The 13363-nt window shown below is 64.4% G+C and carries 8 protein-coding genes and 1 pseudogene; 5 read left to right on the forward strand and 4 right to left on the reverse strand.

Annotation, left to right across the window (positions count from 1 at the left end):
* Positions 1-10: 10 nt before the first annotated feature.
* The 4 genes from ASC87_RS32300 to ASC87_RS27725 form a co-directional block, all read right to left on the reverse strand.
* The gene (locus ASC87_RS32300; RefSeq protein WP_157604417.1) at positions 11-880 is read right to left on the reverse strand and encodes a hypothetical protein; all 870 of its coding nucleotides are present in this window, start codon (positions 878-880) and stop codon (positions 11-13) included.
* Between the two features lie 698 nt (positions 881-1578).
* Complete coding sequence (locus tag ASC87_RS27715; RefSeq protein WP_056670780.1) at positions 1579-4500, reverse strand: response regulator; 2922 nt, start codon at positions 4498-4500, stop codon at positions 1579-1581.
* Positions 4497-4925 (reverse strand): response regulator, encoded by a 429-nt coding sequence (locus ASC87_RS27720; protein ID WP_056670783.1) that lies wholly within the window; start codon positions 4923-4925, stop codon positions 4497-4499. Before ASC87_RS27720 ends, ASC87_RS27715 begins: the two co-directional genes overlap by 4 nt.
* Positions 4922-6544: a PAS domain S-box protein gene (locus ASC87_RS27725; protein WP_369820807.1), complete on the reverse strand. Its 1623-nt coding sequence runs from the start codon at positions 6542-6544 to the stop codon at positions 4922-4924. Before ASC87_RS27725 ends, ASC87_RS27720 begins: the two co-directional genes overlap by 4 nt.
* A gap of 296 nt (positions 6545-6840) precedes the next feature.
* On the opposite strand from ASC87_RS27725, the gene ASC87_RS27730 reads away from it, so the two are divergent.
* The 5 genes and pseudogenes from ASC87_RS27730 (at position 6841) to ASC87_RS27745 (ending at position 13355) form a co-directional block, all read left to right on the forward strand.
* Positions 6841-9519, forward strand: a complete 2679-nt coding sequence (locus ASC87_RS27730) for a bifunctional acetate--CoA ligase family protein/GNAT family N-acetyltransferase (protein WP_056670789.1) — start codon at positions 6841-6843, stop codon at positions 9517-9519.
* Positions 9520-9529: 10 nt separating this feature from the next.
* Positions 9530-9778, forward strand: a pseudogene (locus tag ASC87_RS31345) (helix-turn-helix domain-containing protein); the annotation flags it as partial.
* Entirely contained in the window at positions 9778-10239 is a 462-nt protein-coding gene (locus tag ASC87_RS27735; RefSeq protein ID WP_157604418.1) for a hypothetical protein, read from the forward strand. The pseudogene ASC87_RS31345 and the gene ASC87_RS27735, both read left to right, overlap by 1 nt.
* Positions 10236-11705, forward strand: coding sequence for an ATPase domain-containing protein (locus ASC87_RS27740; RefSeq protein WP_056670796.1), 1470 nt, complete (start codon positions 10236-10238; stop codon positions 11703-11705). Before ASC87_RS27735 ends, ASC87_RS27740 begins: the two co-directional genes overlap by 4 nt.
* A gap of 27 nt (positions 11706-11732) precedes the next feature.
* Positions 11733-13355, forward strand: a complete 1623-nt coding sequence (locus tag ASC87_RS27745) for a diguanylate cyclase domain-containing protein (RefSeq protein WP_056670799.1) — start codon at positions 11733-11735, stop codon at positions 13353-13355.
* Positions 13356-13363 lie beyond the last annotated feature (8 nt).

A 13363-nucleotide genomic window follows, 5' to 3' on the forward strand; every position in this document is an offset into this window, starting at 1 on the left:
GGGCCTGGCTCTACTCGTACTCAGCCATGGCGTGGCCGCTCAAACTGCTTGTGACACGTTCCTTGAGACTTCGTGAAGCGACACCAACCGCATGGTCGCTCAATATGTTGAGAGTATTTGCTTTTACCAACTTGTAATCGGCCTGTGGTAAAACACTTGCAAGCCACGCAAAGCGAACTTCCAACATGCAGTCTCCGCTCTTTTGAGGTGTCATGGGTCTGGTGGCCCGAATATCCCTGATGGACGGTTCCATGCCGTAGCTTTTCATCCAATGAAATACAGATGCTCCGGCTGCGGCATCGTCCCAGTCGCGGCGAGGCATTCGCGAATCAGTGGACGGTTCAATGGTGTCAGTGGCAAGCCCTGCCAACATCCTATGCGCACCCCACATCGACGTAGATCCGGATATTACAAGCGGATTATGGCGACTCGCGAGGCAAGCACTCCACCCATTTGAGTTGAAGATGCTTACTTGCGCTTCATCGTTTCCAAGATTGGTCACTGAGACTCCCAGTGCATGTCCGTCGCCGCGGTTTTTTTGACCAACGGAAAAGAAGACGTGCCCGCCTTCGACCATACTCTCCAAACTCGTGGCCAAGGGGTCGTCCAAGTCACCGCCGGGGTTTACACCTGAGAATAAAGTCGTGTCAACGCTCAGCCCGCCTTCGTACTTGCCGGTATATGGATTCTGGACAGGCTTAAAAAAGTATGGAGTTCCCGCCTGCAAAGCATCCGCTGCCCCACGAACCGCGCTCGGGTTATCGCATTTCGAAGCAAGACGACTGAGTACGATTGCCACGATGATGCTAAAGGCGTTTCCCTCTTTACTGTCCAATCCGCTTGTTGTTGTTCCTGCTGCGACGCGGGCAAGATGTGCCATGAACCCCCTGTCGAATGGCAGTTCGAGTTCGGCCCTTCTGAGCAGTTTTGGTCTGACGTCTTGTAGTTGAGCCCCTGATGTGCTCGCGGCCGATTCCACTGTGATGGCGCGTGACGTCTGTGATCGGTTTGGTTTGTTGCAGCGCGCCGCCAATGGGCCAGCGATGGCTGCCGGCTCAAATACCAGTTCCGATGTCTCGGTTTGTGCCAGTACACCCCGAGTCCTCTCACCGTTCGGCCAACGCAACACCGCGTTGCGGGGGGGCATGCTGAGGTTCGGGCTTGAACGATCTGGTGAGGGACTGGGCATTCCTCCCAAATGAAAATGGCTGCTTCTCTCTGGCGATGGAGTCGCGGATCGCTGGGCCGTTGATTCAGCTTCGGTGCGGCCAGGACTGGCTGATTGGGACGGTTTGCTGGAAACGCCATTTAACCTGGAAACGCAACTACCCACAATCTCTCCATGAAGGGCGCGGATGCGCGCCTCGGTATGAGGAAGTCTATGGGCCGTCCAATCCTTGCGCGCGCGTCGCGCGAAGTGAGAGACGCTGGAGCGAACCGCAACGAATCTGCCTTCATGCGTTCGATGTCGCGAAGGCGGGCGTCGATGACCGCGGCTTCGATGAAGTCTGCGGTGCGCGGGCCTTTCTTTCAGGGCCGCCCGCCGGAAGAAAGTCGGGTTTGCGCTTGCAACCCCCATCAGGTGGGGCGCAACGCTCGATCCAACCCGCCGTGCGCAGCATGCGGGATCCACCGCAGCAGGATGTCGAGCACGCCCTCGGGAATGAGCGGCTTGGCCAGATGGTCGACCATCCCGACCTCGAAGCATTGCGCCCGGTCCACCGGCAGCGCGGCCGCAGTCATCGCGATCACCGGCAGCGAGGCCCAGTCCCTGCGTTCGCGGATGCGCCGCGTCGCTTCGAGCCCGTCCATGACGGGCATGTGCAGATCCATCAGCACGGCGTCGAACGGCCGATCGGTGACGGCATCGAGCGCAGCAAGCGCCTGTACGCCGTCGCCGACGACGTGCACGTCCAGGTGCATGCGCTCCAGGATGCGTTGCGCGACGATCTGGTTGACGACGTTGTCTTCGACCAGCAGCACTCGCGCGCCAGCCAGCGGCGCGGCGCGGGCCAGCAGCCATTCGGCCTGTGTGGCGGCACCGGACGGAGCGGCAATCACAGCGCCGACCGGGTTCGTCAGGCCGTGACTGTCTCGGCGCCCGGCGATGGTCTGCAATGCCGCGAGCAGCGGCGAGGCCAGCACCGGCTTGGCCAGCACGACATCCGGCAGCAAGTCGGCCGAGGCGTCTTCCGCCGTCTTGCGGGCGGACGACATCATCACCAGCGCCGCAGACCCGACCACGCCGCCGCGGCCCACACGCCGCAGCGAACGCGCCAGGGCAATCCGTTCTTCCACCGCCAGCGATTCGTCGAGCAGCACCGCATCGAACGGATCGCCCAGACGACGGCCCTGCTCGATGGCTTGCAGTGCCGCGCCCGCGTCGGCGGCCCGCGTCACCGGAACCTGCCAGGCAAGCAATTGCGCCATGTTCACCCGGTCGGCCAGTGAGCCACCGTCGACGAGCAGCACGCGCAGGCCCGCCACGTCCGGCTGCCGCAAGTTGGGGTTGGCTGACGTATCGCCGCGCAGCAGGTTGACCGTGAACCAGAACTCGCTGCCGCGTCCGGGTTCGCTTCTCATCCCGATCTCACCGCCCATCATCTCGACCAGCCGCTGGCAGATGGTCAGACCGAGGCCGGTGCCGCCGAAGCGGCGCGTGATCGAGCTGTCGGCTTGCGTGAAGGCGTCGAACAGGCTCGCATGCTGCGCCGCGTCAATGCCGATGCCGCTGTCGAACACCGAGAAGTGAAGCAGGCAGCGCTCAGGCTCCGTGGGGGGCAATTCCCGCACCACGACATGCACGTGGCCTTCTTCGGTGAACTTCACCGCATTGCCCACCAGGTTGTTCAGCACCTGCGACAGTCGCAGTGCATCGCCTATCACCTGACGCGGCAGTTCGGCCGGGAGATCGACCACGAATGAGAGGCCCTTCAGGCCGATGCGCACGGCGAACACGTCAACCGTTCGCTGCAGTGTCTGTTCGAGATTGAAGCCGAGCTGCTCGAAACGCAATTGTCCGGCCTCGATCTTGGAATGATCGAGCACGTCGTCGAGCAGACCCATCAGTGCGGACGCAGCGGTGTGGACCTTGTCGAGGTCATCGCGAGCGCCCTTCGGCAGCACGTCTTCCAACGCGAGCCGGCTCAGCCCGACGATGGCATTCATCGGTGTGCGGATCTCGTGGCTCATGTTGGCCAGGAAGGCGCTCTTGGTGCGGGTGGCGTCCTCGGCCAGGTCGCGCGCTGCAACCAGCGCTTCCAGGACCTTGCACTGCTCCGTGATGTCGTTGGCGAACAGCAGCAGGTGGGGCTGGCCGTCGCGCAGGATGCGCGCCAGCCTGCAGTCCAGGTGCACGGTGGCGACGTCGTCGTTCAACGCGCCCGCCAGGTCGAACTCGCAGCGTCGCACCCGGCCATCCTCCATCGTGGATCGGGCTGGCCCGGCCATCAGCGGCGCCCGCTGTTCCAGCCAACGCCAGAGCCCCAGAATCTTGAGCCGCTGCATGTCAGCGCCGAGTGCGCTGTCGAGTGCCCGGTTTGACATGACGCAGTGCCCGTCGATGTGGTACACCCCGCAGCCAACCGGGTCGTTGTCGATCACCGCCTCGGCGAACTGAGCCGATTCCTCGGCACGCGACTGGGCGTGCCGGATCGCGCTGATGTCGGTCGCGGTGGCGTAGAAGCCGCGCACCGCGCTGGTGTCATCGAGGTCGGGCCGCAGGTTGAACTGAACGTGTCGCGCCACGCCGTTGGCCGTGGCGAACTCGCGCTCGAACGCCTGCACGTGTCCCTGCAACACGGCATCGATGCGGTCTTCGTTTCGTGCGAAGTGCAACGGCCCGATCACGTCGCGCAGATGCAGTCCTGGCAGGGTTCTCGGGTTGATCCCCAGCCAGCCTCGATGGGCCCGGTTGCCGAAACGGTTGCGCAGCTTGGCGTCCCAATAGCTGATGACGCTGGGTGTGTGGTCGAGGATCGCGCGCAGGTCCCGTTCACGCTCGACGATCTGCAACGCCTGCACGTCGACACGGTCTTGCAGCTGCGTCTGCAAGGCTTCGATCTCCAGCAGCATCTGCTGGTGCTCCAGAGCACGGTGGATGGCGCTCGTCAGCACTTCGGTGCTGAGCTGGAACTTGGACAGGTAGTCGACCGCACCGTTGCGCAGCACCTGCACTGCCAGCGCCTCGTTGCCGGCGCCGGTGACCATGATGATCGGGCAGTCTCGCAGCGACTCGCGGTGCAGCGCAGGCAGGAGTTCCGCGCCGCTGGCAATGCCGAGCTGGTTGTCCAGCATCACGCAGTCGAATTCGTGTTCGCGCACCATGCGCAGCGCGTCTGCGCCGGTCGCTGCCTCCATCGTCTGCAGGTTCAGGTTCGATCTTGTCAACATCCGCAGCACGCGCTCGCGGTCGACGTCATCGTCGTCGACCACGAGCAGGTGGATCGACAGACGCTGGGCCGTGCGCACCGGCGAGCCATCGGCCGCGGCAGTGTTCATGGGAATCTCACCGCCAGCCGATAAGACTGCAGCAGCTGCGCCAGCTTGGCGAACTGTGGGCCGACCGAGGCTTTGACCATGTAGCCGGCGACGTTCTCGTGATAGGCGCGGGTGCGGTCGGCATCGGCGTCCGAGGTGGTGAGCACGAACACCACGTCGTCGCGCAGCGCCGGGTCGGCGCGCACATGCTGCAGGAATTCGAAGCCATTCATGCGCGGCATGTTCAGGTCCAGCAGCACGACCCGGGGTCGCTGCGCGCGGCGTTCGGGATCGGCGCCGCGCAGCACCCGCAGCGCCATCTCGCCGTCCGGTGCCCATATCACGGGAGCAGTGACGCCGCTGCGGGTGAGGCCGCGCATCACCGATTCCGCAGCCACGTCGTCGTCTTCGACCAGCACGATGTTGAGGTTGAGGGTTTCAATCATGGGTTGCCACGCAGGGGTTGTTCAAGGCCGGCAGACTCGGGAAACATGGGCCACCAGAAGCGGAAGCAGGCGCCCCGCCCCGCCGCGACCGGAGAGATCAATTCGATGCGGCCGCCGTGCACCTCGATCAGCCGTTTGGTCAGCGCCAGGCCGATGCCGCTGTTGCCGCGCTCGGTGACGCTCAGCGTCTGGAACAGCTTGAAGATGCGCTCGCCTGCCTGCGGCGGAACACCGGGACCATCGTCGACAACGCTGATCTCGCAGTAGTAGCCATCGCGCCGCGCCTCGACGCGCAGCCGTCCGCCCACGCCGTCATGGTGCTTGATGGCGTTGCCGAGCAAGTTGCGCAGCGCTGTCTCCAAGGGCGCAGCGATCGCCTGGAAAGGCCGCACGCCGATGGCCAGCTCGACGTTGAATGCGGATGGCGCCGGCTGGATCTCGAGGATGCCTCGCACCATCGCTTCCAGGTCGACGCGCGAGCGCTCCGTCGCGGCGCGACCGGCATGCGCATAGCTCAGCAGGTCGTCGATCAGGCGCTCCATGCGCACGATGCGCTGGCCGATGCGGTCCAGGTTGCGCTTCACTTCGCCCGGCGGTTCAGCGCCCAGGTCGTCCGTGATCCATTCGACCAGGTCGGCGATGCCACGCAGCGGCGAACGCAGATCATGCGAGGCGACGTAGGTGAACTCCTGCAGGTCGGCATTGGCGCGACGCCTCTCCACTTCCTGGTGATGACGGTGCCGCTCGACTTCATCGGCCAGCTGCTTGCGGACGGTGTTGTCGGTGCCGATCAGCAGATAGCCGATGATCCTCTCCTCGGCATCGCGCAGGGCCGTCACCGAGACGACCGCCGGAAACTGCGTGCCGTCCTTGCGGATGTAGGTCAGTTCGTAGATGTCTTCGATACCGCGCGAAGCCTTGAACACCAGCGCCTCGAATCCTGGCGAAATGTTCGTCGAATACTGGTTGCTCAAGGTCTGGGCACGCACGATCAGTTCGTTCGGATCGGAAATGTCGGCGGGTGTGACCTTGTCCATCACCTCGGCAGCCGAATAGCCCAGCATCCGCTCGGCGCCGACGTTGAAGATCTGGATCACGCCCTTCGCATCAGTGGCAATCTTCGAGAAATTGACGCTGTTGAAGATGGCCTTCTCCAAGGCCCCGGCTTTCACCAACGCGGCCTCGGCCTGCTTGCGGGCCGTGTTGTCGGTGCCGATCAGGAGATAGCCGATGATGGCTTCGTCCGCGTCACGCAACGCGGTAACCGACACCACGGCAGGCAGGCGGGTTCCGTCCTTGCAGATGTACGTCAGCTCATAGATGTCTTCGATGCCGCGTGACGCTTTGAACACCAGGGCCTCGAAGCCCGGTGCGATGGGAATCCCGAGTTCGGCGCTGAGCGCTGCTGCGCGAACGATCAGTTCCTGTGGATCGGAGATGTCGGCCGGCGTGATCTTGTTCGCCACGTCGACGGCCGCGTAGCCCAGCATGCGCACCGCGCCCACGTTGAAGATCTGGATGACCCCCTTCGCATCGGTCGCGATGCTCGAGAAATTGGCGCTGTTGAGAATCGCGCTCTGCAGCGCGCCGGTGCTGAGCAGGCTCTCTTGACGGCGCATCTCCGCGATGTATTCGACCGGCGGGGCCGAATCAGCATTGACGAGGTCTGGAACGTGCGTGGCCATGGCCCCACCCCGCAAAGCGGTAAAAGCGTTCGCGAATCGCGCGTTCGAAGATGCAATGCACCTGCGTCGGTTATACGCTCATCGTGCCTCCGGGGTATTGTTCGATTGTGGATAGATTTGCCGAAGGCAGCCCCACATACGGCGGCGCGGCTTCTCTGTACTGTTTGCCACTTGCACCCCTATGCTGGAACAGCATTGGCATCACGTCTGCTGAAACGAGGCCGCATCACATGAGTATTCGCAATCTCGACCGGCTGCTCGAGCCCCGGTCCATCGCGGTGATCGGCGCGTCCGATCGCGCCGGCAGCGTCGGCGCCACCGTCTGGCACAACCTGCGTGCCGGCGGCTTCCGCGGTCCGATCTACGCGGTGAATCCCAAGCACCGATCGCTCGACGGCGAAACGGTGTTTGCGCGGCCCGCCGACCTGCCCCAGGTACCGGACCTCGCGGTGGTGTGCACACCGTCCGCGACCGTGCCTGGCCTGGTTGCCGAAGTGGGTGGCCTCGGCACGCGGGCCGCGATCGTCATGAGCGCCGGACTGGACGCGGCGACGAAGCAGGCCATGCTCGACGCCGCGCGGCCGCATCTCCTGCGGGTGCTGGGGCCGAACTGCCTCGGCCTGCTCTCGCCGCACCTCGGCCTGAACGCCAGCTTCGCGCACACCGAGGCGCTGCCGGGCGACGTGGCCTTCGTCTCGCAATCGGGGGCGCTGGTCACCGCGATGCTCGACTGGGCGAAATCGCGGCGCATCGGCTTCTCGCACATGGTGTCGCTCGGCGAACGGGCCGACGTGGACTTCGGCGATCTGCTCGACCACCTGGCCAGCGACGCGCGAACCCGCTCGATCCTGCTCTACATCGAGTCGATCGAGGAACCGCGCAAGTTCATGTCGGCTGCACGTGCGGCCGCGCGCAACAAGCCGGTCATCGTCGTGAAGGCCGGGCGCGCGGGAAACGGCCTCAAAGCGGCCGCCTCGCACACCGGCGCGCTGGCCGGCTCGGACGTGGTGTTCGATGCCGCCATCCGCCGCGCCGGCATGCTGCGCGTGGACACGATGCAGGAGCTGTTCACCGCCACGCAGACACTGGCCCGCTTCAGCAGCAACCGCGACGAGACGCTGACCATCATCACCAACGGCGGCGGTGCGGGCGTGATGGCGGCCGACGCCGCGGCGTTCGCCGGCATCGGCCTCGCCGAGCTGAGCGCCGGCACGCGCGACAAGCTCGGTGCGGCTCTGCCAAACACCTGGTCGCACGCCAACCCGATCGACATCATCGGCGACGCGCCGGTGCAGCGCTACACCGACACGCTGCAGGCCCTCCTCGACGACCGCGACAGCGGCGCGCTGCTGTTCATGCACTCGCCCACCGCCATCGTGCGCAGCGACGACATTGCGCGCGCCTGCGTCCCGCTGCTGCGGCAGGCGACGGGCCGGGTGATGGCCTGCTGGCTGGGTGACTCCGCAGTGGCTGACGCCCGGCGCATCTTCGAGGACGCCGGCATTGCGCAGTACGCCACGCCCGAGGAAGCCGTGCGTGCCTTCGGCATGCTGCGCACCTACCGCCGCAACCAGGCCTTGCTGACCGAAGCGCCCACCGCGACCGAGAACCCGCCCGCCGATGTCGCCACGGCACGTGCCGTGATCGACCGCGCGCTGGCCGATGGGCGCGAGATGCTCGACGAGCTGGAGGCCAAGGCGGTGCTGCGCGCCTACGGCATCCCTGTGGTGCCCACGGTCGAGGTGGGGCCCACGGCCGATGCCGCCGCCGCCGCCGCGCGCGAGGGCGGTTTTCCGGCGGTACTGAAGATCCTGTCGCCTGACATCAGCCACAAGTCCGATGTCGGCGGCGTGCGCTTGAACCTGCACGACGAAGACGCGGTGCGCCACGCCGCGCTTCAGATGCTGGAGCGCGTGCACACGCTGCGGCCGGAGGCGCGCATTCGCGGCTTCACCGTGCAGGCGATGGTCAAGCGGCCGCTCGCGCAGGAGTTGATCGTCGGCGCCAGCGTCGACCCGGTGTTCGGGCCCGTGCTGCTGTTCGGCCAGGGCGGCATCGCCGTCGAGGTGCTGGCCGACCGGGCGATCGCGCTGCCGCCGCTGAACCGCGCGCTGGCAAGCGAACTGGTCTCGCGCACCCGCGTCGCGAAGCTGCTGGCCGGCTACCGCGACCGCCCGCCGGCGCACCTGGACTCGGTTCACGACGTGCTGGTCGCCGTGTCGCAGATGTTGGCCGACTTGCCGCTGCTGGCCGAGCTAGACATCAACCCGCTGTGGGCCGACCACGAAGGTGTGATCGCGCTCGACGCGCGCCTGCGCGTGAGCCGCGATCCCGGCGCGGGTGCCGGACGCTTCGCGATCCTGCCCTACCCGGCCGAACTGGCGGAGACCGTGCAGTGGCGCGGCCGAGCGCTGCTGCTGCGCCCGATCCGCCCCGAGGACGAAGCGCAGCACCTGGCCTTCATCGGCTTGCTCACGCCCGAGGACCTGCGGCTGCGATTCTTCAGCAGCCGGCGCACCCTGCCGCGCAGCGAACTGGCGCGCCTGGTGCAGATCGACTACGCGCGCGAGATGGCCTTCGTCGCGCTCGCTGCGCTTCCCGATGGGTCGAGCGAGACGCTGGGCGTCGTGCGCGCGGTGGCCGACCCAGACAACGTGGACGCCGAGTTCGCGATCATCGTGCGCTCCGACCTGAAGGGCCAGGGCCTAGGCCAGTTGCTGCTCGCCAAGATGATTCGCCACCTGAAGGCACGCGGCACGCAGCGCATGGTGGGCGACGTGCTGCACGAGAACCACGCGATGCGCGAACTGGCGCGGGCTCACGGCCTGCACGCCGATGAAACACAATTGAATGGCGATTCATTGCGGTATGTGTTGCCGCTGCAATCCGATCGATCGGAGAACCCATGACCAACATGCCGGCCTGGTGATCGAAGTTTCCAAGGCCGTGCGAAAACCTGGCTTGACGCAAAAGGAGGCTGCCCAGTGCATGGGCATCTCGCAGCCCAAAGTATCGGGCATGATGCGAGGCAACGTCGCCAACCTGCCTGAGCGGAAATTGATGGCCGGTCTGAATCGGCTTGGCCATGACATTGAAATCAAGGTGAAACCGGCGCGAAAAGCGGTGGGAGATTTGACGTTGGCCGTTGCTCCACGGCAAGCAAGTTGATGTCAAAACTTGGCGAAGAGAGGCAGGGATCAAATATGCAAACTGGGGTGCAACGGGTCGAGGCGAAGCTCGCGCTCATGGTTACCGCCGGCGCCGATGCCACCTCGATTGCCGAAGCGGCGTGTGCCGTTTGGCGCGACATGGCGATCGCCTTGTCTCCCATCATCGGGCAGCACGGAACTGCCGCTCTCTACAAGCGCAGCCTCCACCTGACGCGAAGCGCGCATTCCAGCTTGTCCGTGGTGCACGACGCCGCTGACGACATTGGCGACTTCACGGCATTGCACAAGGCGCTGTCAAGCCAACCGAGTTCGGGCGCTGCGGCAACCAATGTCGCCCTGCTGAAGAACTTCCATGACATCTTGTCCAGCCTGATCGGCCCGGCGCTCGCTGAGCGGCTGCTCAGGCCCGCATTGGACAAGCCTTCAACCAACCATGCCGTGCAGGACCCAAAGCCATGACATCAGGCAAAGCAACGATCAATCGCCTCGCAACCGGCGTTCCTGGATTGGACGAGGTGCTCGGCGGCGGATTGCCCGAGTTCTCGTTCAACATCATTGCCGGACCGCCTGGCTCCGGCAAGACAACGCTCGCCCACCAGATCATGTTCGAGGTGGCCACCCCCGAACGCCCGGCGCTTTACTTCACCGTGCTGGGCGAGCCCCCGCTCAAGATGCTGCGCTACATGCAGCAGTTCGATTTCTTCGACAGCGAGAAGGTCAACCACACCATTCATTTCGTCAATCTGGCAGATGACGCCGCCTCGGGTGACCTTGACAAGGTGCTCGCGAAGATCGTCGCTGCCGTCGAAGCGCATGGGCCCTCCTTGGTCATTGTCGACTCCTTCCGCTCGGTGATGCTGGCCAGTCAGGACCTCGGGCATTCCTTCATCACATTGCAGCAGTTCATTCAGAAGCTCGGCATGTTGATGACGAGTTGGCAAGCGACGACGTTCCTGATCGGGGAATACTTCACCGACGCTGACCCCAACCCGGTGTTCACCGTTGCCGATGGCCTGATCTGGCTTCGCCAGAGCGCGCAACGCAATTCCGTCGTGCGCAAGATGGAGGTCAGGAAGATGCGCGGGCAAGCCACCGTGTCCGGGCTCCACACGTTTCGCATCGGTGCGACGGGGATCAACGTCTTTCCGCCCGCACGGCCCGCGTTGCACACATCAAAGCCACGCGCTGCCGGCGACCGTGCGCGTCTCAGCATGGGGGTGGAGGGCCTTGACGCATTGATGGGTGGCGGCTTGCCGCGCGGCTACTCATTGCTGGTCGCCGGTCCTTCCGGCTCGGGCAAAACGATCATGGCCTCGGCCTTCCTGGTCGAAGGCGCGCGCTGTGGCGAAACCGGCGTCATCGCGGCCTTCGAGCAAGGCCCCGGCTTGTCCAGCGCGCAGTCCGTTGCTGACCTCATTGACAGCGGGAGCGTCGGCATCGTCGACACGCGAGAAGCGAATCTGTCAGTCGATGAGATCTCCATGCTGCTGACCGCAGAGATCCGGCGTTTGAATGCCAGCCGCGTCGTCATCGACTCACTCTCGGGGTTCGAGCTCGCACTGGCACCCACCTTCCGGGATGATTTCCGTGAATCGTTGGCGCGCATGGTGACCGCGCTGGCCAGCACGGGTGCCACGGTACTCATGACCTCGGAGCTGGAAGACCGCTACAGCGACCTGCGGTTCAGCCCGTACGGCACAGCCTTCCTGACCGATGCGATCATCGTGCAGCGCTACATTGAACTGGACAGCAGGTTGGAACGGGTGCTGGCCGTGGTCAAGGTCCGGGCCAGTTCGCATTCCAATGAATTGCGCCTGTTCAACATTGACGACAAGGGAATCCACATCGGTGCAATGCTGCCTGACCAGGAAGGCCTGTTGGGAGGCCGACCGACCAAGCGTCGAACAAGCGCGCCCACTGACTGACCCATGCGGTAGGGTTGCGAGTTCAACATGACCGATGATCTCGATAAAGTCAGGCTGCCCACGCCGGAACAGACCGCCGAAGACTATGCCAACGCGATGCGTTCGGAGTTGCTCAGGCTAAGACGCGATCTGGACCAGGTACAGCGAGAGTTCAACGACACGCGTGCCGCGCAGTTGTTGGAGGCGAACGAGCAATTGGTGCTCACCGCCCTGCGAGCGGAGGACATCGCCGAGACCGCGATGCTCAAGCTGAACGATCTGACCCACGTGACGCAGCGTGATGCCCTGACGAACACGCCCAACCGTGCGCTCATGCTCGACCGGCTGGAGAACGCCATCGCCATGGCCAAACGGCGCGAGGCACGCATTGCGGTGCTCTTCGTCGACATCGACCATTTCAAGCACATCAACGACCGGTATGGGCATGCTGCCGGAGACGCTGCGCTGCAACTTGTGGCGCGCCGGTTGGAGGGGGCCGTCCGCGAGTCCGACACTGTCGGCCGGCACGGCGGGGACGAGTTTCTGGTCCTGTTGGCCGAAATTACGCAGGCTTCGGACGCCGCACTCATCGCCACGAAGATGCTCGCTGCCGTTGCAGTGCCCCTTGAGGAAGCGCAGCCGTTTGCGGTGAGTGCGAGTGTCGGAATCGCCATCTACCCCGACGACGGTGTGGACGCCCAAACCCTCATTGAGCGAGCTGATGCGGCCATGTACCGTGCAAAGAAAGCAGGCGGCGGGAGGTTCGAATTTCACAGCAGTGAGCCGTCGCTCGACGCGAGCGGAAAGCCGCTGCCGGAGAACGGGCCTGCGCAAGGCGTGCAGGGCCATCCACAGAAGGAATTGAAGCAACACCAGTTCCACGATCTGCGGGACGCCAACGAGCAATTGGTGCTCTCAGCGTTGGCTGCTCACGAGGTGCAAGAGCAGGCCACGCAGGCGCAGCGGCACCAAGTCAAGTTCCTGGCCATGGTGGCTCACGAACTGCGCACGCCGCTTGCCCCGATCCGCACTGCAGCCGAACTCCTGAATCGCGCGCGTGCGAACGAAGAACAGCATGAAAAGCTTCAAGAAATCATCAAACGGCAGCTGATCCACATGACAAGAATCATCGACGACTTGCTCGATGGTTCACGTGTGGACATTGGCAAGTTTCACCTCCACTGCGCAACGGTCGATTTGATCCCCATCCTCGACGTGGCCATCGACTCGTGCGTCCCCGCCATGGAGGCCCAACTGCAGCGCTTGAAACTGGCGTTGCCGCATGGTCCGCTTGACGTGCACGGCGACCCCGCGCGGCTGGAACAGATTTTTCGCAACCTGCTGGACAACGCCACCAAGTACACCCACAAAGGCGGCTGCATCGCGCTGACCGCAGTGGTGATTGATCAGGCCGTCGTGATCACCGTGTCTGACAACGGGATCGGGATCGCGGCAGAAGCATTGCCACGTATTTTCGACCTGTACGTGCAGGACCCGCGTGCTGTTGCCACTCACGCCGGCGGCCTCGGCATCGGCTTGGCGGTGGTCCGCGAACTGGTGGAGGCCCACCGTGGAAGCGTCGTTGCAAGCAGCGCAGGCCATGACCTCGGCAGCGAGTTTGTTGTCACCCTGCCGATCATCGGGCACCAAGCACAACCTGGTCGAATGTGAGCGCCAAG

It is taken from the genome of Rhizobacter sp. Root1221, assembly GCF_001425785.1.
Taxonomy (GTDB): Bacteria; Pseudomonadota; Gammaproteobacteria; order Burkholderiales; family Burkholderiaceae_C; genus Rhizobacter.